Origin of the sequence: Lactobacillus ultunensis DSM 16047, assembly GCF_001436305.1 — a bacterium.
GTDB classification, from domain to species: domain Bacteria; phylum Bacillota; class Bacilli; order Lactobacillales; family Lactobacillaceae; genus Lactobacillus; species Lactobacillus ultunensis.
Genome location: NZ_AZFO01000031.1, coordinates 1 through 22,552, shown reverse-complemented (window position 1 = coordinate 22,552; position 22,552 = coordinate 1). Strand labels below are relative to the sequence as shown.

At 36.9% G+C, this 22,552-nt stretch carries 21 protein-coding genes, 2 pseudogenes and 1 other annotated feature; of the genes and pseudogenes, 13 read left to right on the top strand and 10 right to left on the bottom strand.

What is annotated here, in order from left to right; all coding sequences use genetic code 11:
- From FC57_RS08520 to FC57_RS08510, 3 genes and pseudogenes are all read right to left on the bottom strand, one after another.
- Window positions 1–990, bottom strand: a pseudogene (locus FC57_RS08520) (IS110 family transposase); the annotation flags it as partial.
- Between the two features lie 516 nt (window positions 991–1,506).
- A complete protein-coding gene (locus FC57_RS08515) occupies window positions 1,507–2,172 on the bottom strand; it encodes a histidine phosphatase family protein (RefSeq protein WP_007126150.1) in 666 nt (221 codons plus the stop codon).
- Window positions 2,173–2,234: 62 nt separating this feature from the next.
- The gene (locus tag FC57_RS08510; RefSeq protein WP_007126151.1) at window positions 2,235–2,912 is read right to left on the bottom strand and encodes a M57 family metalloprotease; all 678 of its coding nucleotides are present in this window, start codon (window positions 2,910–2,912) and stop codon (window positions 2,235–2,237) included.
- Window positions 2,913–3,063: 151 nt separating this feature from the next.
- On the opposite strand from FC57_RS08510, the gene helD reads away from it, so the two are divergent.
- The 5 genes from helD (at window position 3,064) to FC57_RS08485 (ending at window position 8,372) form a co-directional block, all read left to right on the top strand.
- Window positions 3,064–5,370 carry an RNA polymerase recycling motor HelD gene (gene helD / locus FC57_RS08505; RefSeq protein ID WP_056990024.1) on the top strand — a complete coding sequence of 769 codons (2,307 nt, stop codon included), beginning with the start codon at window positions 3,064–3,066 and terminating at the stop codon, window positions 5,368–5,370.
- A gap of 52 nt (window positions 5,371–5,422) precedes the next feature.
- Window positions 5,423–5,656, top strand: a binding site (T-box leader).
- Window positions 5,657–5,814: 158 nt separating this feature from the next.
- Window positions 5,815–6,462 carry an amino acid ABC transporter permease gene (locus tag FC57_RS08500; protein ID WP_056990025.1) on the top strand — a complete coding sequence of 216 codons (648 nt, stop codon included), beginning with the start codon at window positions 5,815–5,817 and terminating at the stop codon, window positions 6,460–6,462.
- Window positions 6,463–6,475: 13 nt separating this feature from the next.
- Window positions 6,476–7,096 carry an amino acid ABC transporter ATP-binding protein gene (locus tag FC57_RS08495; RefSeq protein WP_040530220.1) on the top strand — a complete coding sequence of 207 codons (621 nt, stop codon included), beginning with the start codon at window positions 6,476–6,478 and terminating at the stop codon, window positions 7,094–7,096.
- A 2-nt stretch (window positions 7,097–7,098) separates the two neighbouring features.
- Window positions 7,099–7,917 carry an amino acid ABC transporter substrate-binding protein gene (locus tag FC57_RS08490; RefSeq protein WP_056990023.1) on the top strand — a complete coding sequence of 273 codons (819 nt, stop codon included), beginning with the start codon at window positions 7,099–7,101 and terminating at the stop codon, window positions 7,915–7,917.
- Window positions 7,918–7,919: 2 nt separating this feature from the next.
- Complete coding sequence (locus tag FC57_RS08485; protein ID WP_007126154.1) at window positions 7,920–8,372, top strand: GNAT family N-acetyltransferase; 453 nt, start codon at window positions 7,920–7,922, stop codon at window positions 8,370–8,372.
- On the opposite strand, the gene FC57_RS08480 is transcribed toward FC57_RS08485, so the two are convergent.
- A complete protein-coding gene (locus FC57_RS08480; RefSeq protein WP_007126155.1) occupies window positions 8,369–8,929 on the bottom strand; it encodes an SGNH/GDSL hydrolase family protein in 561 nt (186 codons plus the stop codon). The genes FC57_RS08485 and FC57_RS08480 overlap by 4 nt on opposite strands.
- Before the next feature lie 47 nt (window positions 8,930–8,976).
- Between FC57_RS08480 and coaA the strand changes: the two genes are divergently transcribed.
- Together coaA and efp are read left to right on the top strand one after the other, a co-directional pair.
- On the top strand, window positions 8,977–9,891 hold the full coding sequence (gene coaA, locus FC57_RS08475; protein WP_040529592.1) for a type I pantothenate kinase: 915 nt from the start codon (window positions 8,977–8,979) through the stop codon (window positions 9,889–9,891).
- Between the two features lie 121 nt (window positions 9,892–10,012).
- Window positions 10,013–10,588 carry an elongation factor P gene (gene efp / locus FC57_RS08470; RefSeq protein ID WP_007126157.1) on the top strand — a complete coding sequence of 192 codons (576 nt, stop codon included), beginning with the start codon at window positions 10,013–10,015 and terminating at the stop codon, window positions 10,586–10,588.
- 51 nt (window positions 10,589–10,639) lie between these two features.
- On the opposite strand, the gene FC57_RS08465 is transcribed toward efp, so the two are convergent.
- A complete protein-coding gene (locus FC57_RS08465; protein WP_007126158.1) occupies window positions 10,640–11,227 on the bottom strand; it encodes a PepSY domain-containing protein in 588 nt (195 codons plus the stop codon).
- A gap of 126 nt (window positions 11,228–11,353) precedes the next feature.
- Window positions 11,354–11,706: pseudogene (locus FC57_RS08460) on the bottom strand (DUF1304 domain-containing protein).
- Between the two features lie 316 nt (window positions 11,707–12,022).
- On the opposite strand from FC57_RS08460, the gene FC57_RS08455 reads away from it, so the two are divergent.
- The 3 genes from FC57_RS08455 to FC57_RS08445 all read left to right on the top strand — a co-directional run bounded on the left by FC57_RS08455 (window position 12,023) and on the right by FC57_RS08445 (window position 14,734).
- Window positions 12,023–13,660 (top strand): peptide ABC transporter substrate-binding protein, encoded by a 1,638-nt coding sequence (locus FC57_RS08455; protein ID WP_007126161.1) that lies wholly within the window; start codon window positions 12,023–12,025, stop codon window positions 13,658–13,660.
- 97 nt (window positions 13,661–13,757) lie between these two features.
- Window positions 13,758–14,210 (top strand): MarR family winged helix-turn-helix transcriptional regulator, encoded by a 453-nt coding sequence (locus tag FC57_RS08450; protein ID WP_007126162.1) that lies wholly within the window; start codon window positions 13,758–13,760, stop codon window positions 14,208–14,210.
- A 2-nt stretch (window positions 14,211–14,212) separates the two neighbouring features.
- Window positions 14,213–14,734, top strand: coding sequence for a GNAT family N-acetyltransferase (locus FC57_RS08445; RefSeq protein ID WP_007126163.1), 522 nt, complete (start codon window positions 14,213–14,215; stop codon window positions 14,732–14,734).
- A gap of 44 nt (window positions 14,735–14,778) precedes the next feature.
- Here the strand turns inward: FC57_RS08445 and FC57_RS08440 are convergent, their stop codons facing one another.
- A complete protein-coding gene (locus FC57_RS08440) occupies window positions 14,779–15,399 on the bottom strand; it encodes a PepSY domain-containing protein (protein WP_007126164.1) in 621 nt (206 codons plus the stop codon).
- Window positions 15,400–15,563: 164 nt separating this feature from the next.
- Window positions 15,564–16,478: a prolyl aminopeptidase gene (locus FC57_RS08435; protein WP_040529594.1), complete on the bottom strand. Its 915-nt coding sequence runs from the start codon at window positions 16,476–16,478 to the stop codon at window positions 15,564–15,566.
- 120 nt (window positions 16,479–16,598) lie between these two features.
- On the opposite strand from FC57_RS08435, the gene FC57_RS08430 reads away from it, so the two are divergent.
- Both FC57_RS08430 and FC57_RS08425 read left to right on the top strand, forming a co-directional pair.
- Window positions 16,599–18,203 carry an ATP-binding cassette domain-containing protein gene (locus FC57_RS08430; protein ID WP_007126166.1) on the top strand — a complete coding sequence of 535 codons (1,605 nt, stop codon included), beginning with the start codon at window positions 16,599–16,601 and terminating at the stop codon, window positions 18,201–18,203.
- A 154-nt stretch (window positions 18,204–18,357) separates the two neighbouring features.
- A complete protein-coding gene (locus FC57_RS08425; protein WP_040529596.1) occupies window positions 18,358–19,104 on the top strand; it encodes a PAS domain-containing protein in 747 nt (248 codons plus the stop codon).
- A gap of 56 nt (window positions 19,105–19,160) precedes the next feature.
- On the opposite strand, the gene FC57_RS08420 is transcribed toward FC57_RS08425, so the two are convergent.
- Together FC57_RS08420 and FC57_RS11155 are read right to left on the bottom strand one after the other, a co-directional pair.
- A complete protein-coding gene (locus FC57_RS08420; RefSeq protein WP_007126168.1) occupies window positions 19,161–19,385 on the bottom strand; it encodes a hypothetical protein in 225 nt (74 codons plus the stop codon).
- Between the two features lie 17 nt (window positions 19,386–19,402).
- Entirely contained in the window at window positions 19,403–21,469 is a 2,067-nt protein-coding gene (locus FC57_RS11155; protein ID WP_007126169.1) for a collagen-binding domain-containing protein, read from the bottom strand.
- 285 nt (window positions 21,470–21,754) lie between these two features.
- Here FC57_RS11155 and pnuC point away from each other — a divergent pair, with 285 nt between their 5' ends.
- A complete protein-coding gene (gene pnuC, locus FC57_RS08405) occupies window positions 21,755–22,495 on the top strand; it encodes a nicotinamide riboside transporter PnuC (protein WP_007126170.1) in 741 nt (246 codons plus the stop codon).
- The last annotated feature ends 57 nt before the right edge of the window (window positions 22,496–22,552 follow it).

Sequence of the window (22,552 nt, the reverse complement as noted above, 5' to 3'; positions counted from 1 at the left end):
TATTTGAAGATCGTTTTTTCTTATCATAATAATCAGTGATATGGCAGGGCTGAGTAGCCTTTACTTCTTCCATTTGGCCAATTGTTCGATAGAGGATCTTTCTGGCTAAATGATTGCCATGCTTAGTAATGCCCAAGCGACTATCTTTTTCACCTAATTGATAACGCCCTGGATCAATACCCACGAAAGCATCAATTTGTGCTGAAGTGTCAAAGCGCCTCAAATCGCCCATCTCAGCGATCAATCTAACAGCTGTAGTACTAGCAATCCCAAATGCTTAGGTAAATAGTCAATGCATGGGCATTAACTTGTTTAGCTAGTTTTTCCATGTAGTCAATAACCTGATCGCGCTCGCTGCTTAAAGACAGTAAATTAGCGATATTTCTTTGAATAGCACGGACAATAATACTGTTTTCACTATCATACGGATAAGCTTGTCGAGCCAAGGCATAGAGTCTAGATGTTAAATAACGTGCTCTTTGTCTACCGATGCCTGAGATAGCCAGCAGACTTTAAAAGACTTGGTTTTCATTATGGTTTAGGACATATTGAGCATGCGGAAACAAGCTGGCAATCGTCCAGTAAATTCTGCCAGCTGGATGCGAAAGTAGACTTTCTATTTGAGGAAAAGTGGATTGTAGATTGCGATGCAGCTGATTTTTATTGGTGATTAAAGCTTTAATAAGTTCCTCATAGTAGCGACTAGCATTTTGAAGCTCATGATACTCTTTAGGCTGTAACTGCCGCAGCTTCTGCGGTGCATTAAACTGAATTAAGGCTAACCGATAAGCATCGACCTTATCGGTTTTGTGGTGCCTCAGCTTCTTAGCCTCAAAGGATTAAGTTTTAAATACTTAATGTGATAGTCTTCCAAAAAAGCTTGTAAGCTTAATGAATAAATCCCTGTTGCTTCATGCGGTCAATTACCACGCAAATTGTAGAAGATTTACTGCTAACATCAATGCCAAAGATAATATTTTGCTTCATGATTCTAACCTCCAGGTGAAGATAAATAGCTTTATCAAATTATTCAATCCTCATTTTCTAAACTCGGCATCTAGTGCCCACAGACTTCGAAGAGACTTATAAATAGGCGGTAAAGCAGCCCGTTTTTTGTACGACATCAAGTGTCAAAATAAGCGTAGACTTTATTGCTTTATCTTCACTCTCTATTCTAGACAGAATAAAAAGTGCCGGATCATGAATCCGTCGATTCACAATCCAACACTAAATTAGTATGTTTTATTAGCGAGGATTATGTCCTCCTTCTTTAATGCAATAAAAAACCTGTTAACAGCTAAGTCATCAACAGGAAAAATTATAGAGCCTTTATTTTAGAAAGAAAAGAACCGAATCATTTTGATTCGGTTTATAAAGACAGGCTCTTTTGTTATAAAACTGGTTTTTATGGTGTCTTCTCATCCTTATGTCCTAGATAAAATATCAGATTGACTATGAGCTAATTACTCATTAGATATTATAAGATTTTAAAGGAATAAGCAATTCTTACAAATGCATCTTATTCCAGCTAGGAATCTTGATTTCACCTTTATTATTCATGGTCATAATTGTGATTGAAGCATTTTTAGGACCTGGTACCAAAGGAATATTGTCACCATAACGAGACCATAGACTGCGAATAGTGAAGCCGTGCGTTACAAGCAGAATATTTTCCGCACCATCGAGTTCGCTAATCAATTTAAATCCTTTATCAAGGCGAGCCCAGTATTCTTCCGCATTTTCAGCTTGCGCATTTTCAGCTTGATGATATGGATCTGCTTCCTTAATCCAATCTTTAATGGTATCGATTTTTTCCTGTTTAAACATTTCTTGACGAGTAGCGTAACCATGTACACCACCGATCATGCGCCAAGCCATCTCAGAATCCATTCCTTCGAAGTAACCATAAAATTGTTCTCTGAAGAATGGACTAGCCAAATGCTGCAATTCATCCTTGTTGACATTATGTTTCATAATGATTTCACAGGTATCGCTAGCTCTCTTCAAGTCACTGGATAAAGCAATATCAAAAGGCACATCTTTTAATGCTTCACCAGCTTGTTCAGCTCCTTCGATACCGGGTTCAGTAAGTGGCGTATCGCACCAACCTTGCATTTTATTGTAGCGGTTAATATAAGTTTGACCGTGGCGAACAACGTAAATTCTTTTCATATTTTTTCTCCTCAACAAAAAACTCACCTTTATTTTAATGTAAAAAAGGTGGGTAATTAAAGTTATTTTTCGTGATAGATCCTTCTGACATTCTTGATATCCTGTGGCTGGATCGTATAAATCGAACCTTTAGGATACATTACTGAGACGGATTTAGTATGGGTTAAACCAATAGCATGACCTAATTCATGTTCTGCCGTGTTTACAATACGGTTGTTGCTGTAGCCATACCATTCGTTTTGCAAATAATAACGATTTAGATGCACGTTGGCTTTTAACAAATGTCCTGTTGAAGGATTATACGTAGTTGCTGTTTCACCGGCAGCATTTGTGTCACTGTCGTCAACGGTAGTGATAACAATTTGTGCATTCTTTTTATTATTTATTTGTTGGAAAGTAAAAGCTCCAGTTCTGTTCCAAGCATTCATTGCATCGATAGCAGCTGATCTTAATTGAACATTATTTTTAATATCTACATAAACAGTAGCTTCAGGTTTGGACCAGACGCGCGTATCGGCAGAATTATCATTTTCAGTTTTATCAGTATCTGTTTTAATTTCCGAATTTTTAGGTGCGGTTGCCGTTCCCGTAGTTAACAATTGATTGATACGGTAGCTTAATGTAGCTAGCGAATCTTGTGTGGCTATTTGGACATTCGGATTGTTCTTATAAGTCCAAAGACCAAAAGCGAGAAGAGCAAGCAATAAAATATTGCGAATGAATCTAAAAAATGGTCTCATCGTTTTCTCAACTCCAATGTCAAAATTATAATCTTTAAAGCTTAAGTTTTCATCTATTTTTGCTTATCTTTTTGCTATGAGCGTGAAAGCTATTATGAAAGCGCTATTCATGATAAAATAGAATGCGAGTTTTTAGAGAAAAGGTGATTAAATGGCTACAGCCAAAACTGAAAATAACGAAAAAGAATTTGAACAAAAGCACCTTGATAATGTAATGAAGCAAATCAAGGGCCGAGAAAAATCTTTAAAGCAATCAATTAAATCAGCAGAAGGCGAAGCAAGAGAGCTTAATTCACACTTTTTTGACGATGTTAAATTGGATTATGATGGTTATTCCACTTCAATGGAAACAGCACTGTCAATCCACCAACAACAGCAATTATTGAGTGAACGCGAACATGCTTGGCAGCATTCAGCTAAGCAATTAAATACGGTAGAACGCTTGGAGAAGCGACCATACTTTGCCCGCATTGACTTTAAGGAGCAAGGTGAAAAGAAGCCAGAGACAATTTACATTGGCTTAGGATCTTTCGCTGATAAGAATGATCATTTCTTAATCTATGATTGGCGTGCACCTATTTCTTCAATTTATTATGATGGAAAATTAGGTAAAGTTTCTTACAATTCACCAGAGGGTGAAATTACCGTCGACATGACTAAGAAACGCCAATTTATGATTAAAGATGGCAAGATTATCAATATGTTTGATACCAATGAATCAATTGGTGACCAGATGTTATTGGAAGTTTTGTCAGAAAAATCGAGTACGCAGATGAAGTCGATCGTTACTACGATTCAGCGAGAACAGAACAAGATTATTAGAAATACCAGTGCGGATTTACTCTTTGTTCAAGGGGCAGCTGGTTCTGGAAAAACTAGTGCAATTTTGCAAAGAATTGCTTTCTTGCTCTACCGCTACCGGGGTAATTTGACTTCTAGCGATGTAATTATGTTTAGTCCTAACCAATTATTTAATGATTACATTGAAAATGTTTTGCCTGAAATGGGTGAACAAAATATGGTGCAGATGACTTACTGGCAGTTTGTGGCTCGTCGTCTGCCAGGGATGCAAGTCGAAAACCTCTTTAAACAATTTGAAGATCAAACGGCTGATACAAGCATTAGCAAGTTCAAGGATTCGGTGAACTTCTTTAACTTATTGACTCGTTATGCCAAGCATTTGAACCAACGTGGCGTAATTTTTAAGAATATTTACTTCCGTGATAAAAAGAAGCCTTATTTTGACAAGGAAAAAATTAAAGAAGTTTACTATTCTTTCAACCAAAACTACAACTTAACCAACCGAATTGAGGCTACGCGTGAAGAATTAATTAAGATGCTTAACCGCAAGATTACGCCAGAGACTAAAAAGGCTTGGGTTGCTCGTACCATTGAAGGGATGAGTCAACAAGAATTAAACGATTTATATGATCGACCTGATCAGGAATTCGAGTCTGAAGCTAAAGAAGAGGCCTTTTTAGGCAGAAAAATTGTCCTCGTCGCTTTGAAAGGCGCTCATAAACGCATCTTGCACAATCACTTTCTCAACATGCGTGCCCAATATTTGAGCTTCTTGCGTGCAGTTCCTAAAATGATCGATTTAAGCAAATGGGATATCGATGAAGACGAATGGATGAAGCACATTGAAGATGTGAAGAACAACTTTAAGGAACATCATATTGCAATGAGCGATGTTTCCGCATATCTTTACCTCTATGATCTGATTACAGGTCGCCGGACTGATTATGAAATGCGCTATGCCTTTATTGATGAAATTCAGGATTATACTCCATTTCAATTAGCTTACTTGAAGTACAATTTCCCACAGGCTAAGTTTACGATATTAGGTGATTTGAATCAGGCTATTTTCACTAAGGATGAAAGTCGGAGTTTACTTAAGCAGATTTCCGGTTTGTTTGATCCTGAAAAGACTGATGTTGTGCAATTAACCAAGTCGTATCGTTCAACTAAGGAGTTAACCAACTTCACCAAACAGATTTTGCGGCAAGGTGAAAAGATTGAAGCCTTTAACAGAAAGGGGCCTAAGCCAGGAGTTTGGGGCAGAAAAAACGATGATGAAGCAGTTGATGTATTAGTTAATGTTTTACAAGATAATAAGTCCCATAAATTGACTACTGCAATTATCACCAAGGATTTGGCTAGTGCTAAATTTGTTCATCAACAACTGATCGAAAAGGGTGAAAAGGCAACTTTGATTGCTACAGCTAACCAGAGATTGGTAAAGGGCACTTTAGTAATACCATCCTATTTAGCTAAAGGTTTGGAATTCGATGCAGTTGTCATGTGGGGCGCATCTAAAGAAAATTATCATCGAATCGACGAAACTCAACTGGTTTATACGATTACTTCACGTGCAATGTATAAGCTAGACGTGATTTATACTGGTGAAAAGAGCCCACTATTGGACGTAGATAAGAATACTTACGAAGAAAAATAGATGAAATAATTGACAAAAGCTGATGGATCATTTAAGATTTAAAGCAACATTAAAAACAACTTAGAACAGAAGCAGTAATATCTGTCGTAATAATAGAGAGTTTCTGATGGTGGAAATGAAACATGCGCTGATATGAAGTCACATCTGTGAGTTGATTCTTTGAACTGAGTAGAAGAACCCGGGTTTAGCCCGTTATAGCTAAAGGTTGATTATTAAACTTATTGAGGCAGACTGTGTGAGCAGTTTGTGAACATGAGGTGGAACCGCGATTTCATTCGCCCTCGTAGCCAGTTGGCTATTGAGGGCTTTTTCTTTTTTAGAATAATAATCAACCTAGTGAGGCATTTTTGCGTGAGCAGATGTGAACATGAGGTGGAAACACGAGATAATCGTCCTCTTAGGCTAGTCCTAGGAGGGCTTTTTTGTTAGGAAATGGGTGAGAATATGTCGTTAAAGTATATTGAAGAAATTTTGCCAGCCTTGTTGAGTGGAGCAGGGATGACGCTGAGCATCTTTTTCTGGACGTTAATCTTGGCAACGCCATTAGGAATTTTGGTGTCATTAGGAGAAATGAGCAAGATTAAACCATTAAAGTGGGTAGTTAATTTTTATGTTTGGATTATGAGAGGGACGCCACTTTTGCTGCAGTTGATTTTTGTTTTCTATGGTTTGCCTATCGTCCATATTGTCTTTCCACGTTATCAAGCTGCTTTATTTGCCTTTGTATTGAATTATGCTGCTTATTTTGCGGAAATTTTTCGGGGCGGTTTTCAATCAATTGACGAAGGACAATTTGAAGCAGCTAAAGTATTGCGACTTAATCGTTGGCAAACAATGACTAAGATTATTATTCCCCAGGTAATCAAAATCGTTTTGCCATCAATTGGCAACGAAGTGATCAATTTGGTTAAGGATTCATCTTTGGTATATGTAATTGGCTTGGGTGATTTGCTTAGAGCCGGTAACGTTGCGATGGCTCGTGATGTTACGTTAGTACCACTTGTATTAGTCGGTGTGATTTATCTAATTTTAATTAGTGTATGTGCCTTTATTTTGAAGAAACTTGAAGGTCACTTTTCTTATTACAAGTAGGTAGGTGGATAAAATGTTAGAAGTAAAAAATTTATGCAAAGAATTTAACAATCGTCCTATCTTGAAAGATATTTCTTTTACCTTAAAAGATGGCGAGATCATGACCATTGTTGGTCCATCTGGTGCGGGGAAGACTACATTATTGCGAATTATTGCAGGACTTGAAACAAAAGATAGTGGCGAAATTTTGATCGATGGCAAGCCTTTTGACTCTGGTAAAGTGGGCGTTGTCTTTCAAGAATACAACCTTTTCCCTAACTTGAACGTTTTGCAAAATATTACGTTAGCACCTACCTTGGTTTTAAAGGAATCAAAAGAAGAGGCGGAAAAGAATGCTAAAAATTTATTGCTTCGTCTGCAGATGAAGGGTCGCGAACAGCAGTATCCTTATGAGTTATCTGGTGGTCAAAAGCAGAGAGTAGCAATTGCGCGTGCTTTAGCTATGAAGCCTCGGATTCTGTGTTATGATGAACCAACTAGTGCATTGGATCCTAACTTGCGTAAAGAAGTTGAAAAGATGATTTTGAACTTGAAGCAGTCAGGTTTAACCCAGCTGATCATTACGCACGATTTGCACTTTGCAGAGAATGTGGCTGATCAGATGTTAAAAGTAGAGCCGTTAAGTGAGGCATAACTATGAAGAAAAAGTGGATTTTTGCTTTGATTAGCTTCTTTGCTCTCTTTTTGACTGGTTGTGAAAGCGTGCAACAGAGATCCAATACACAGGATACCTGGAATAAAATTGCACGGAAGAAGCAGGTAGTTATTGGTCTGGACGATAGTTTCGTACCGATGGGTTTTGAAAAGAAAAATGGCCAACTGACAGGCTATGATATTGATTTAGCTAAAGCCGTGTTTAAACAATATGGCATTCGGGTTAGTTTTCAAACGATTGATTGGTCGATGAACGTAACGGAGCTGCGTAACGGTACGATTGATTTGCTCTGGAATGGTTATAGCATTACGCCAGAACGTAAAAAGAAGGTAGCATTTAGCAGACCTTATTTGCGCAACCGACAGGTACTAGTTGTGAAAAAGAATAGTGGCATTAACTCTTTTAACCAGATGCACAAATATGAGTTGGGGATGCAGACGGGTTCGACGGCAGAACAATGGTATGAAACTAAACAAAAAGTTTTGCATGCAAAAAAGACCGTGCTCTATGACACGATCTCTAATTCATTCCTGGACTTGAATGCTGGCCGAATTCAAGGTATTTTGCTAGATGAAGTTTATGCCAACTATTACATTGCTCACATGACAAAGAGCAAAGATTATCAGGTTATTCAAAACGATGACGTACCGATGGACTTTTTTGCTGTGGGAATGCGTAAGGGTGACAAGACTTTGCGTAAAAAGGTTAATGCCGGTTTAGTTCGTTTGCAAAAAAATGGTGGACTACGTCGTTTGAATGAAAAATGGTTTGGTCAAGATAGCAATTATTTAGGAAAGTAAAAATGAAGCAGATTAACGATTTCGTTTTTAAAAAGATTGATGAAATGAGTGGTCGTGAACTTTTTTGTGCTGAAAGATTGCGTGAGGAAACTTTCGTGGTTGAACAAAAAATTACGTTGCCAGAATTAGATGATCAGGATTTGAATGCAGTAGAGGTATACCGTTTAAATGAGGATCAAACTAACGGTTTAGCTACCTGTCGTATTTTTCAAGAAGATGGCAAATGGATGCTTGGCCGTGTGGCGGTGTCAAAGAAAGCACGGGGGATGCATCTGGGTAGCCAGATGTTAGAAGCTGTGCATAAGTATTTGCAAGAAAAAGATGCAACGTCGTTATACTGTCATGCACAAATACGAGTTCAGCCATTTTATGATAACTTAGGCTATCAGGTTGTGGGTAAGCCATTTGATGAAGGTGGCGTGCAACACGTGATGATGAAGAAGGACTTGAATTAATCAAGTTCTTTTTTGATTATTGGTACTATTTGATTAACTAAAAATTCATTGCCTTTGTCAGTCAGATGTTGGCCATCGGCTTGGTAATATGTCGATATGTGTTTTAGTTGACGCATTGGCGATAAAATATCCACAAAAGGAGCATTGTGTCTTTTAGCTGCTTTTTGAGCGATATTGTTATACAAATCTAAGCGTTTATCACCATAGAATTGATTGATCTCATTGTTAGTAGGATCAGGGTAACATAGACCAATGACAATGCTCTTACCTACAGTATCAAGGATTTTAGTGAGATTCTGCTCATAATTTTCAGGACTAATGCCCCAAGCGGTAGCTGCATCATTATTGCCGTATTCTACGACCACAAGATCAGTATTTACTGGAATTTGTTTTAAAAAGTCGACGCCTTCAACGGTAGTAGCCCCACTTTTAGAGATGTTTTCCACCTGTGCATAATTTTTTAGCTTTGTTTGAAAAAGATTAGTGACCAAATTCGTGTCTTGACCGTTGCGAAAACCATTAAAAATTGAATCGCCAAATAAAATTATTTTTTTCATACTCTTGTCCTTTCAGTTATAATAAGTAAGTTAGAAGGAATATGGATATGCGAAATTATACAAGCTTTGATAGAAATGAATGGGCAAAACTTGCGCCTAAGAATAAAGTAAATATTACTAAAGAAGAATTAGCTAAGATCAAGTCTTTGGGAGATGTGGTCGACTTAACCGATGTTCACGAAATTTATACCAGCTTGATTAGCTATTTACACCTAGTTTATCAGCAAAAGAAGACTGCACAAAAGGAGCAGATCGAATTTTTACATAAATCATTTAAACCAGCACCGTTTATTATTGGAATTTCTGGTTCTGTAGCAGTGGGTAAGTCAACGACTGCTCGGCTTTTGCAATTGCTTCTGAAAAGAACGTACCCAGAATTAAAAGTACACTTAATGACTACGGATGGTTTTATCTATCCTAATGAAGAATTGGAGCGGCGCGATCTCATGCCCCGCAAGGGCTTCCCTGAAAGCTATAACATGACTTTGCTTAGTGATTTTTTGCGTGATGTATTGAGCGGAAAGGAAGATATTGTTTATCCACTGTATTCGCAGGAATTGAGCGATATCGTACCTGGTAAGTATGGTCATGTTAAGAATCCTGATGTGTTGATTATTGAAGGAATTAATACTTTACAGCTGCCTGAAAGTGGGCAAGTAGTAACTAGCGATTTCTTTGACTTTTCAATTTACATTGATGCCCAAGAAGATTTGATTGAAAAATGGTACATGCAGCGCTTCAAGAAGGTACTGAAATTAAACAAGAATAAACCAGATAATTTTTATTACAAGTTGGCTAATGGACCACTAGATGATGCCTTGAAACTAGCTGAGGAAACTTGGCAAATGGTTAACTTGGTTAATTTGCGCGAATACATTGCACCTACTAAGGAGCGAGCTAGCTTGATTTTGCATAAGACCGATGGTCATTTGATTGATCGGATTTACCTCAGACATATCTAATTTGGTATACTTAATATTATGAATACGATTTATTTATTACTAATTAAAAAATTTGCTTTGCCCCCAGCGTGTTAAGTAAAACAGGCAAGAAAAAGGAAGATTTTTAAAGGAGAAAGCAAATATGGTACAAGCAATTAATTTAAAAAAGGGTATGATTTTTAGTCAAGATGGCAAGCTGATCAAAGTTTTAAAGGCTAACCACCACAAGCCAGGCAAGGGCAACACTGTTATGCAAATGGACTTGCGTGACGTAAAGAGTGGTGCTGTTGTTCACAAGACTATGCGTCCAACTGAAAAGGTTGACTTAGTTGAAGTAACTAAGAAGACTGCTCAATACTTATATAACGAAGGTGACCTTTACACCTTTATGGATACTGAAACTTACGATCAATATGAAGTTTCAGCTAAACAATTGGGTGATGATGTTAAATTCTTAATGCCTAATATCCAAGTAGATATGGACTTTACTGATGACAATAAGATTATCGGTATTGAATTGCCTTCAACTGTTGAAATGACAGTTAAGGAAACTCAACCTGAAATCAAAGGTGCCACAGTTGCAGGTGGTGGTAAGCCGGCAACTATGGAAACTGGTTTAGTTGTTCAAGTACCTGACTTCATCAAGGAAGGTGAAAAGTTGATTATTGGTACTGAAAATGGTGATTACAAGTCACGTGCTGATAGTCAACCTAGATAAAATACGAAGATTAAGCAAAAGAGGACTACAAAGTTTTGTAGTCCTCTTTTGTTATATAATTTCTTTATTTTGCGCATTAATCTTTACTTCATGTTTTTGACCATCTTTTACCAAATTGATTTTCCAAATAGGCAAGTCATTATCATCTAGTAATTCCCAAGAAATTGGAGTAGCGTTGGGAATCTCTTTTAATGCGACTGCAGTAGCTTCTTGACGAGAAATTGTTTTATTTAGATTAAGTGAAGTTTCTTTTTCGTAATCGTAATCGAGTACTTGGGTAGATTGACCAATAATTTTGTTATTGGTGGCATCAACCTGAATCATACAATCTTTACGTTCATCATAGCCGACAATGTTATAGACGTAGATATTATTGTCTAAAGTTAAAGTGATAGATTTGATTACCGCACTAGAATATAAAGATTTGAATTTTTTGATAGCAGTACTTTGATTTACTCGAATCGGAGGTAATTTATCACTAGAATAGCTGACGGTTTGTGTTCTATTTAAAAAATCACCAACTCGTACAGTTACGTTGCTCGGGCGTGGTGTGTGACTAGACGCATAGAGCTGTGTCGCAAAAATACCGATAGCAATTCCAACGCAAATGCTACAGATGACAGTCAAAAATTTTCTCATTTTCCACCTCTTTGATAGTTATGTTTTGTTTCGTTATATCATTATAAACTATAAATTTAGAGGTGACGTACTGTTAATACTTTGCTTAAGCAATTCTTATTGCTTTTGTTTCACTCCTGTAATTTCTTAAAGAGATAGCAAAATAAGTGCTAATAATGCAGGTAAAAGCTGTACTACGAAAATCTTCTTAGTAGCAGTGAAGCCACCAAAAATAGCGACTACAACAATCAAGCCTAAAAGAAGCTCCCAAACAGTATAAAGAACCGGTGCTTTGAAAATGAAAAAGGCAAGAATCATTAAAAGTCCAAGCATGCCGTTGTAAATACCTTGATTAGCCATTGAAATATGTGCAGCCTTTTGCTTAACAAAATATCAAAGGCCTTAGCCTGCATTTCTGGACTACCAAAGATTTCTAAAAAGCAGATCCCAATGTGCTCAATAGCTACGATAAAAGTTAAAATAATGCCGATTGTTTGCATAAAAGTTTCCTCCTTTATTTTCATAATTAAAACATGAAAAAAGGTTTTTGCCAAAATAAATTGTTGACATCTGTAAACTTACCAGTTAAGATAGGCTTATCAAAAGTAAGAAGGAGATGAATCACATGTTAGCACGTCAAATGCAATGTCAATACTGCGAATGTTGTTGTCAAAACAGCATCTATTTGTCGTGCTCTCGTGTGTATTCATCTTAAGACTATTACTGATTAACTAGTTAAAAAGTTGTGGTTCTTAATTGGGATGTATTCCGCATGGAGTACATCCCATTTTTTGTTGCAAAGAAAGGAAAAAGAACATGTCGAAATTAAAGGGAGTATTAGCAGGAATTGTCACAATATCAGTAGGATTAATCTTGGCAGCCTGCGGCAATAATAAAAATTCGGCAGCTGAAGACAAGACTTTGAACTTAAGCACTACAGCTCCGCTAGATACAATTGATATCAGTAAGTCGACTGGTTTTGGTCAAACTGGCAATGTCTTTGAAAGTTTTTATCGATTGGGCAAGAATGGCAAGCCGGTAGCAGGATTAGCAAAGACAGGCACTGTATCTAAAAATGGTAAAACGTGGACCTTCAAATTGAGAAAAGCTAAATGGTCCAATGGTGATCCAATTACAGCACAAGATTTTGTCTATTCTTGGCGTAGAAGTCTAAATCCTAAGACTGCATCCCCATATTCTTATTTATTTAGTGGTGTAAAAAATGCGGATGCTATTGCGAAAGGCAAGATGAATCCAAGTGCTGTAGGGATTTCGGCTCCTAATAAAAATACTGTGGTAGTTAAACTAAATAAACCAATTGCATATTTCAAAGTTTTGATGGCTTATCCATTGTTTGGACCGCAAAACAAAAAAGTAGTTAACAAATATGGCAAAAAGTATGCAACGAAGGCGCAATATCAGGTCTATTCCGGACCATTTAAAATTAAGGGTTGGAACGGTACAAATGATACTTGGTCTTTTGTAAAAAATAATAATTACTGGGATAAAAAAGTTGTTAAATTAGATAAGATTAATTACCAAGTTGTGAAATCCAATAATACTGGCTATCAGATGTATCAGCAAGGTAAGTTGGATTTGACGCCACTTTCCAGTGAACAAGTAAAGAATTTAAAGAGCAATAAAGATTTCACGCAGTATCCATATTCATTAGTTAGATTCTTGCTCTATAATTTTAAAGATAAGAATGCGGTTAACCGTAAAGCATTGAACAATAAGAATATTCGTTTAGCTTTGTCTCTAGCAATTGACCGTAATAGCGTTACTAGGAAGGTGCTGGGCAATGGATCAACTTTGCCTACAGGATTTGTTGCTACTGATTTAGCTAAGAATCCTAAGACAAATGTTGATTTTGCTAAAGAGCAGGCAGTTAAAAATACTGTTGATTACAATCCAACCTTAGCTAAGAAGTACTGGCAAAAAGGTTTGAACGAAATTGGTGAAAAGAATTTAACCTTTGATATTTTGGCTTCAAATGATGAAGCAGATAGCGATCAATTAACGCAATACTTACAATCGCAATGGACCAAGGAATTGAAAGGTATTAAGATCAACATTACTAATATTCCCGAAAAATCATCCGACAGTCGTGCACGCGAAGGTAATTTTGATATTTACTTATCCCATTGGGGTGGCGATTTTAATGATCCAATGACCTTTATGCAAATTCCATTGACTGGGACTTCTTATAATTATGGCAAGTGGTCAAGTAGTAAGTACGATAATTTAGTGAAAAAGGCTGCTAACCAAGATGCTAATGATCCGGTTACGCGATGGAATGATTTAGTATCTGCAGCCAAAATTGTCAATGGAGATCAGGCAATTACGCCAATTTATCAACAAACAACTTCATATTTGCAAAAGCCACGTGTTCACGGTGTAATTCATAATACTGCTGGGACCCAGTGGTCATACAAGTATGCCTATGTAAAATAGCCAAATAAGAAGTTTGCGCAAAGCAAACTTCTTTATTTTTTAATATTATTGTTGCATTTACAACAATAATGAATATAATATTTTTAAGGTGAAAAAAATGAAAGAAGATATTTTGCGACAAATTGGTACGATTGCACGGGCATTAGATTCGATTGCCAATATTGAATTTAAAGATATTCAGTTGAATCGAGGACAGTATTTATATTTAGCTCGAATTAATGAGAATCCCGGAATCATTTCGGATCACTTGGCTGGAATGCTTAACGTAGATCGAACGACGACAGCCCGCAGTATTAAGAAATTGGAACAGAATGGCTTAATTAGAAAAGAAAACGATGGACGAAATAAGAAGATTAAGCATTTGTTTGTAACAGCTGTTGGAGAAAAATTAGCTGAAAGGATTGAAAAAGAAAATACTTATTCAAATCAACTAGTTTTAAAAGGGTTAGATGATAAACAGCGCCAAAATTTAGCTGAACTGTTAAGAGTTGTTGAAGAAAATGCTAGTGAAAATTGGCGTTTTGTAAAAAATGGCGGAAAGAGGAAATAGTAATGGATTATACAATTAAGGCTATTACTATTGATGATGTAAAGAAATTACAAGAAGTTTCACGTGAAACTTTTAAGGTGACCTTTGATCCTTATACAGCTCCAGATGATATGAAGCGCTTTTTAGCAGAGGACTATGAAACTAGCAAGATGATTAGAGAAATTAATAATCCTGATAGTCGCTTCTTCTTCCTAATGGTTGATGATGAAGTCGCTGGTTATTTGAAGATTAATGTTGGGGATGCACAAACAGAGCATTTAAAAGAAAACGCTCTTGAAGTTGAAAGGATTTACTTGCTTCCTAGTTTTCAACATAAGGGGTTAGGCAATGTGCTACTTGATTATGCGGAAGAGACTGCTAAAAAAGAAGGCAAGGATTATATGTGGTTGGGTGTTTATGAAAAGAATGTCAATGCCCAGCACTTTTATAAGCGTCATGACTTCAGAAGAGTTAGTCAACATACTTTCCAAGTGGGTAGTGATCCGCAGACTGACTGGTTATTGTTGAAGAAATTATCGAGATAGCAAAAAAGACGAGCTTTTGGCTCGTCTTTTTATTTTGGTTGGTATTAGTCATCGTTTTCAGTTGAGACGACTTTTTTACTATAAGCGTCAATCTTTACTTCAGTAGACTTGGTACCGTTGTTAACTTTAACTTCCCAGTAAGCTGTATTATCGTCGTCATCTTGTTCAAGCGACCATTCATTGCTTACGCCATCAGCGTGTTTTTCGGCAATTTTGCTTGCTTCGTCACGACTGATTGCCTTATCAAGGTCAAGCGCTTTTTGTAGATGATCATCTAAGTCCAGCTTTTCTGATTTGGAATGTAAAATCTTGCCGTTGTCTGCATCAATTGTGGCAGAGTATTCATTCTTGTTGTCAAAGCCATCGATTTCGTAGACATAAGCATTGTTTTCCAGTTTCAAATCAATACTTTTGATCTTTTTGTCGGGATAGCGTTCATTGAACTTGTTTAATGCCGTAGCCTGGCTAACATCAATTTTAGTTTTCTTTAGCTTAGTCTCATTTTGTTTAACAGCCTTTTTAGTGGCTTTTTTAGATTTAGAGACTTTGGATGAACGTGCGCTTGAGTTGTCATCATTGTTGCTGCAAGCTGCAGTTCCTATTAATAAAGCTCCAGCTAAAGCCAAGCCACTTGTTAATTTAATCATTTTATTCTTATCAAACATACACAGAACTCCTATACATTTACATCAATATCATTTTCTAACTTATGATATTAATTATACGCGGATAAAAGAGTGGTGTATATGAAAAGATGACATATTGTCACACACTTACGTGTTTCTTAAGAAATGAAAAACATCGCGTAATAGCGATGTTCTAGTTAATTCTATTCACCTTTGAAAGTGCCGTTTTCAACTTCACGAATGAAGTCAGCTAAGTGCTTGTAGTAAACAGCAGGGTTATCAACCATGTGGTGGTGACCACCATCTGGAGTAGTTACCAGACGTGAGTTAGGAATCTTCTTTTGCATGATTTTAGCTGTAGAAATTGGCATAGTTTCGTTTTCACCAAAAGTAAGCAAAGTTGGGCACTTGATCTTATGCAATTGATCTCTGAAATGCCAGTCCTTTAACTTACCAGTGATAACAAATTCGTTGTCACCTTGGAATGCATGGTAAACGGCAGTACCACCAATATCCTTTAAGTGGTAAAGCTTAGAAGGTTGTTTACGGTCAACGAAGTTGATGTTTAAGATTTGAACATCATCTTGGTAGCGTTGATTATCGTAATCATTGTTCTTTTCGCATTCATGCATGAAGTCAATTTCAGTTTGTGGAAGAACTTCTTGACGTCTTCTGTTAACTGAAGCAACGTATTCATCAATTTCATCAACCATTGAAGAAATAATAGCACCCTTCAAGTGTTGACCATATTTAACAGCGTATTCTTGTACTAAAAGACCGCCCCAACTTTGACCAATCAAGTAGAAGTTGTCTAAGCCAAGTTTTTCACGTACTTCGTCAACTTCATCTAAGAAGTATTCATAAGTCAAATACTTCTTAGCAATTTCAGGATCAGAATAATCAGGTTGGTCTGAGTAAAGAGAACCTAATTGATCGTACATAGTAACTTGAACGTCAAGACCTTGCTTCTTTAATTGCTCAGCAGTGTCTTCCCAATATTCATGGTTGCCGCCAGGGCCGCCGTGAAGTGCTAATAAATGGATGTCGCCTTCCCCTTGGGTGTTGGTCCAAAGGTGATAGCCGTTGTCTAAAGTGATGATTTTAGTACCAGTTTTCATTAAAAAATCCTTTCTGTTCTTATTAAAAATAGTAAGTATTACTTTAATTATCGTATCAGTTTGAGAAAAAGACAAGGAAGCGGGTATAATGTTTTGTAAGTAAGTAAAAAAGGAGTTTTTATGAGTCTTAAATATGCTAAGAAAAGCCAGCTTATTAGCTTTACCATTTTAGCAGCAATTAAGGCCTGCAACATTGTGTTTGTGGCCTACATGATTCAGATTATGTTGAACGTTGCTTCTTCTGGTTCTCATGACTACATGCACTTAATTAGATTGGCAATTTTAACTGCTTTAGGTCAAATGTGCTTCATGGGCAGCAACTTTGTTTATGAGACGGTTAAGATGGGGATTATTCGTGATGTGAATATGACCTTGAAGAGAGCCAACCTGCGTTATTTGGTTGATCAAGGCGAACCTGATGTAAAAAGTGGTTTGTCCTTGATGACTAATGATTTGAAGCAGATTGAAACTAATCGAATTACGGCTCAGCTGGATATGATTTTTCAAGGGCTATCTTTCTTAGGTGCAATTAGTTTTGCCTTTTATAGTTCATGGCAAATGACGATTGTTTTCTTGATCGCTACAATTGCGCCAGCCTTGGTGCAGATGATTACTAGTCCGATTATTACTAAGAAGTCCGAGATTTGGGCAAAGACGAATGCTAATTATACCCAAAATGTTTCCGATTCATTAAACGGTGCGCAGGCAACTAAGCTGTATAACGTTAGAACTAACATTGTAACGCGTGCTGCTAAAGCTGCCCAAAATATGGAAAATGCTTTACGGAATATGACATTAACTCAAGCTTGGGCATTGGAGTTAATCTATTCGGCAGCGGAATTGTTCTGTTTCATTGTGCCATGTACTATTGGTGGAATTATGATGATGCAGGGTAATTTAAAAGTTGGTACTTTGGTAATGATGGTCGACTTAGCGATGAACTTTATCACGCCTGTTGTAACGCTCTTTAATGAGTTTAATCAGGTGAAGTCGACTGTTCCAATGTGGACGAAGACGCAAGTTGCTTTAGATCATGTTATGAAAGATGATAAGCAAAAGATTGACCACTTTGAGGGCATGGAAGTCAAGGGCTTATCATACGTTACCAATTCAGATCATAAGGAGATTTTTGATGGCGTAAGCTTACAGGTTAAACCGGGACAAAAAGTGCTATTGATGGCTCCAAGTGGTTGGGGTAAAACGACGTTATTGCGGTTGCTTTTAGGTTTAAAGAAGCCTAAAGATGGTGAAATTTTATTAAATGGTAAGAATGTGACTGGAAAGTGGGATGCAGCTCATAATTACTTTTCTTATGTTAATCAAAAGCCATTTATGTTTGATGACACGCTACGTTTTAACATTACGTTAGGGCGTCAAGTAAGTGATGAAAAACTCAAGAAAGTTATCCATGAAGCCGGCTTAGATGAATTGGTTAAAGACCAAGGATTGGATAAGCAAGTTGGAGAAAATGGTAGTGAACTTTCTGGAGGGCAAATTCAAAGAGTGGAAATTGCACGTGCGCTTTTGTCTGGCCGACCAATTCTTTTAGCAGATGAAGCAACAAGTGCGCTGGATCCACAATTATCATTAGATATTCATAAGACTTTGTTAAAGAATCCTAATGTGGCTGTGATTGAAGTAGCGCATAAGATTTCGCCAGAAGAAAAGGCAATGTTTGATGTGATTATTCATTTAGATAAACATACAGTAGAAACCAAGATGTAAAAATAAGCAGTCAATTGACTGCTTATTTTTATGCAATATATTATATAAATATTCAATATATAATATTTTACAAATTATATAAAATGCATTGAATTGTAATTGCTTACAATATATAATTTTCTTGAAAAGAGAACTTTTTAAGGAGGAGAAAATTATGGCTGAACCTAAATGGCTTAAAGATATGAATAAAGACGAATACTTAAAAGAAGACTTTGATGCAAAGGGTAAGTCCAAGTATACAGTTGAGGGCATTGATAAGAATGATCCTGATTGGTTAGACAAGGCAGCTAAGAAGGTTCATGCGGCTGAAGGCGATGACTATGTCAAGCTTGACTCTGGTTTGCTTACTGTTAATCAAATTAATTGGATGTTGAGAAACACAATTGGCGAAATGACTTTTGTTGATAATAACAACCAATTCTTGTGGTACAATCGTCCAACTGATCCAAATCATAAAATGCTTGCTAAACGTACGCCAGAACAAGTTGGTGACACAATGAAGACAATTCACCCAGATGTCCGTGACGTAATTCCTAACGCTAAAAAGGTTGTGCATGCTTTACGTACTAAACAAGATGGTCACGATGACGTTTATATGCCAGTACCTAATGGCAATTTAAAGAAGTTGATTTTACACTACTATAAACGCGTTGAGGATGATGAGGGCAACTATGCTGGTATTTATGAATGGGTTCAAGATTTGTATCCATTAGTTAAGTACTTCTGTGAAACTACTGGTCAAAAACTAGTAGTTGATGATGATGCAACAACTGGTGCAACTTATCGTAGAAACTCAGATCCAGATGCTGTGAGTGGTGCTTCAACTAAGAAAGCGCAAGTTAAAGAAGAAAAGAAGACTGAAGAAAAACCAGATACTTCAACTGGTGCATCACAACATTAAATGAAAAAATGCAAAGTAAAAACGGCTCAATTTAATTTGAGCCGTTTTTGATTACTTTAATAATTAATAGCTTTAACAGCAACCATTATTTCCTGGGGCATATTCTTACGAGTGATGCCTGTAGGATAAGTAAAATTGGAGAATATTTCATAGTCATGAGGAATATTGGAATCAATAACTTTTCTAATGAGTTGGTCTTCGAGGTTCACTGTATCTTTTAGTAGATGTGAAAAATGTGATCCAATCTTATTGCCTTCTGCATCATAGTAGTTAATCTCCATAATATTACCTCGTTTCTTTAGTTTTCTTTTTTCTTAGTAACAATTCCAAGGGTAGCGATTGCAGTAGCTAAGCCAGTCATCACGATACCCATTGTGAGCAAATTGTTTTTCTTTTCTCCCGTTTCAGGTAAAGCAACTTCCTTTTCGGTTGAAGTAACTACTGATGTTGCTTTTGGAGTTACTCTTTCTGCTTCAACCTTTTCGTGAGTTGTTTTCACTACTGATTCTGGAAGAGGAGTGACGGTTTCTTTCTTAGTATCGGTGATCTTATCCTTTACGTCTTCTGGGAGAGGACGTACGAAGTCTTCTTCGGTAGGAGTTTCTTCGGAAGATTCTGGAGATTCAGGTTCTTCTTCAGCAAGAGGAGGAACAAATTCTTCATCGGATGGTGTTTCGGGTGTAGTTGGTTCTTCAGGCTTAGGTTCTGGATTTGGTGTAGGTTCTGGATCAGGATCAGGGTCTGGATCGGGATCAGGGTCCGGAGTAGGATCAGGGTCTGGATCAGGGTTTGGATCAGGATTAGGGTCCGGAGTAGGATCAGGGTCTGGAGTAGGATTTGGTTCCGGTTTAGGATCTTCAGGTTTTGGCTTTTCAACTTCTACAAAATCTGGTGAAACTAAGTCCCAACGATGTGATTCGCCCTTGATCGTAACTTTATTACCAATGATGTTGCCATCTACATTCACATTAGTAGTAATATGAGCGTTTGTAGCTAAAATACTACCAAGATGGTAATCACCAGAAACTGTTAATGAATTTAAATCTGTACCAAAGTTCCATAACAATTTATTAAATTGATCATGTTTTTCAGAAGATCCATTGGCACTGGTTTGATCATTGTATTCCAATACTAGATGTGTTTGAACAGTTAGGTCGCCACCTTGAATATTAGTTACATTTAAGATAATGACTGGAGCGTCAGCACCTGCAGGGATGCCTTTGATAGTAATGTTGCGCTTATTACCACCTGAAAGGTGAGCAGCATCGATATTCACATAGATAGGTTCTTTGCTATCGCCTGCATTTTTAATAGCTTCTGAAACATCGATCCAGCTATTGTTATGATCTGTAAAATCAGCTTTAATGCCTTCAGTTTGGGTTTGACTAGCCCAAGTGTCAGACTTATCGCTTAATTTATCAAGTTCGCCCTGAATATCAAGTTTTTGTTCAGCTTTAACAATATGTCCGAATGGAATATCAACTTTTCTCCAGTCAGGCTTGTCAGTAGTGCCGAAGTTAACTTGAATAGCACCACCGTTTTCATATGATCTGTATTCAATGTCTGGGCCAAAGATGACCACCTTATTATCGCCGTTAATCTTGTTGAAGTGATCGATACTGCCGATGTAGTGGATATCACCGGTAGTTAAGTTGCTGTTTGCATCTTTGTTTGTACCAAAGTCGCCAGCTGCAACTTTATCTCCAGCAATGTTACCAGCAATGTGTACTTGACCATCTACTTCATTACCAAAAATATGGAAAATACCAGCAATACCTAAAGGATGTTTATCAGCAACTTCTTTAATGTAGTTGGCTAATTCTTCCTTAGTCATTTGACTAATGTTAGGTTTCTCTTTTTTATCAGTATCAGAGTTTTCAGTCTTATTATTGTCTGTTTTATCTACAGTTTCCTCAGTATTTTCTGTCTTATTAGATTCTACTTTGTCATCAATCTCAGTTTGACCACTCTCAACTTTTTCAGTTTCAGGAGTTATCTCTGGAGTAGTTACCTGAGTGTTTTCCTTTTCTGTAGTCGAAACTTCTGGCTTAGTAGTTTTTTGAGTTGAATCATTTTCTGGTTGAGCAACTTCTTGTGAAGTTTCAGTGGTATTTTCTGTAATTCGCTCACCTTGAGTTGATTCAGCAATCGTAGTTTCTTGTTGTGGAGTAGTTTCGTTTTCTGCAGGGGCAGTTTCAGCTACTTCAGTTTGCGTTTCAGTTGTCATTTCTGATTGAATTTCGCTAGTTGCTGCTGAAACAAGAGGTGCACTTGATCCGGCTAGGATTCCGAAACTAAGTAAGACTGCTGCAGCGCCCTTAGCTAATTTTCTAATAGCAAATTGCGTTCTTCTTGTCTTAAACATTTGTGTACCCTCCGTAATAGAGTTAGTTAAATATATATTATCTTTTGACAATATATATTATATGACATAGTGTCACCCCAGAGAAATGAAAATTTTTAGCATTTAGAAAAAATTAAAAAATTTGAATAAAAAATCTATGCTATTAACGCAAAACTAAAAAATGTCAATTCTTGTATTTATATGTCAGTCTACTATACTAGATAACGATGCTTTTTGAGAGGAAAAGCGGATAAGGCACAATATATTGTATTTGTGAACCTAAAAATAAAAAGGAGTTTTTTATAGATGGAGAGAAAACACGAGAATTATTTTGTTTGGTTGTTTAATCAATTAAAGGGATGGCCAGTACAAAACTATTGTTTATGGTTTTTCGCATTTGGTTTTCAATTGGCTTTGCTTATTCAAGGCAAGGTAACAAGCGTAACTATGATTACGTTTATCGGTACGCTTTTAGGTACGCTTTGTGTATTGGCAATTAACGCAACTAAAGCAATTAATGGATGGCTAGGATTGATTTCAGCAGCTTGCTTTATTTATGCTGGATGGTCAGCAAAGAATTATCTTTCCATCTTTGAACAAATTGCATATATTGCTACTTTAGATTTACCAGTTATCTTTGCTATAAGATCTTGGAATGATGATACTAAGAACCATTTGAGAAAATTTGGCTCAAAAGAATGGATCATTGCTATTTTAGGTACTTTATTAGTCTACGTAGTTTCAGGCTTCTTAATTGGTAAATTTACTAATGATCCTCGTCCTTGGATCGATGCGATTAGTTTTGCTATTTCACTTACTGCCGGAATTATGTGCTTCATGCGTTACAACAACCAATACTTCTGGTGGACAGCTAGTGGTATTTTTCAATTAATCCTTTGGGGCGTAACTTATGCGCAGGGGGATGCCAACTTAGCTATGGCAATCAATTCTTTGATTTACGTCGTTAACGATGTATTAGCCTTTACCGTTTCACCATGGTTTAACATGGGACGTCGTCGTGAAGGACTTAAGGAAATTTCAAAATAAAAATAGAATAACTTTGTTAAAGAAAACGTCGGATTTGATACATTCCCTGTCAAGTAG

Excerpts from the sequence above, each read along its gene's own strand:
- FC57_RS08515 (WP_007126150.1), bottom strand. The coding sequence starts at position 2,172 with ATGAAAAGAATTTACGTTGTTCGCCACGGTCAAACTTATATTAACCGC.
- FC57_RS08510 (WP_007126151.1), bottom strand. The coding sequence starts at position 2,912 with ATGAGACCATTTTTTAGATTCATTCGCAATATTTTATTGCTTGCTCTT.
- helD (WP_056990024.1), top strand. The coding sequence starts at position 3,064 with ATGGCTACAGCCAAAACTGAAAATAACGAAAAAGAATTTGAACAAAAG.
- FC57_RS08500 (WP_056990025.1), top strand. The coding sequence starts at position 5,815 with ATGTCGTTAAAGTATATTGAAGAAATTTTGCCAGCCTTGTTGAGTGGA.
- FC57_RS08495 (WP_040530220.1), top strand. The coding sequence starts at position 6,476 with ATGTTAGAAGTAAAAAATTTATGCAAAGAATTTAACAATCGTCCTATC.
- FC57_RS08490 (WP_056990023.1), top strand. The coding sequence starts at position 7,099 with ATGAAGAAAAAGTGGATTTTTGCTTTGATTAGCTTCTTTGCTCTCTTT.
- FC57_RS08485 (WP_007126154.1), top strand. The coding sequence starts at position 7,920 with ATGAAGCAGATTAACGATTTCGTTTTTAAAAAGATTGATGAAATGAGT.
- FC57_RS08480 (WP_007126155.1), bottom strand. The coding sequence starts at position 8,929 with ATGAAAAAAATAATTTTATTTGGCGATTCAATTTTTAATGGTTTTCGC.
- coaA (WP_040529592.1), top strand. The coding sequence starts at position 8,977 with ATGCGAAATTATACAAGCTTTGATAGAAATGAATGGGCAAAACTTGCG.
- efp (WP_007126157.1), top strand. The coding sequence starts at position 10,013 with ATGGTACAAGCAATTAATTTAAAAAAGGGTATGATTTTTAGTCAAGAT.
- FC57_RS08465 (WP_007126158.1), bottom strand. The coding sequence starts at position 11,227 with ATGAGAAAATTTTTGACTGTCATCTGTAGCATTTGCGTTGGAATTGCT.
- FC57_RS08455 (WP_007126161.1), top strand. The coding sequence starts at position 12,023 with ATGTCGAAATTAAAGGGAGTATTAGCAGGAATTGTCACAATATCAGTA.
- FC57_RS08450 (WP_007126162.1), top strand. The coding sequence starts at position 13,758 with ATGAAAGAAGATATTTTGCGACAAATTGGTACGATTGCACGGGCATTA.
- FC57_RS08445 (WP_007126163.1), top strand. The coding sequence starts at position 14,213 with ATGGATTATACAATTAAGGCTATTACTATTGATGATGTAAAGAAATTA.
- FC57_RS08440 (WP_007126164.1), bottom strand. The coding sequence starts at position 15,399 with ATGTTTGATAAGAATAAAATGATTAAATTAACAAGTGGCTTGGCTTTA.
- FC57_RS08435 (WP_040529594.1), bottom strand. The coding sequence starts at position 16,478 with ATGAAAACTGGTACTAAAATCATCACTTTAGACAACGGCTATCACCTT.
- FC57_RS08430 (WP_007126166.1), top strand. The coding sequence starts at position 16,599 with ATGAGTCTTAAATATGCTAAGAAAAGCCAGCTTATTAGCTTTACCATT.
- FC57_RS08425 (WP_040529596.1), top strand. The coding sequence starts at position 18,358 with ATGGCTGAACCTAAATGGCTTAAAGATATGAATAAAGACGAATACTTA.
- FC57_RS08420 (WP_007126168.1), bottom strand. The coding sequence starts at position 19,385 with ATGGAGATTAACTACTATGATGCAGAAGGCAATAAGATTGGATCACAT.
- FC57_RS11155 (WP_007126169.1), bottom strand. The coding sequence starts at position 21,469 with ATGTTTAAGACAAGAAGAACGCAATTTGCTATTAGAAAATTAGCTAAG.
- pnuC (WP_007126170.1), top strand. The coding sequence starts at position 21,755 with ATGGAGAGAAAACACGAGAATTATTTTGTTTGGTTGTTTAATCAATTA.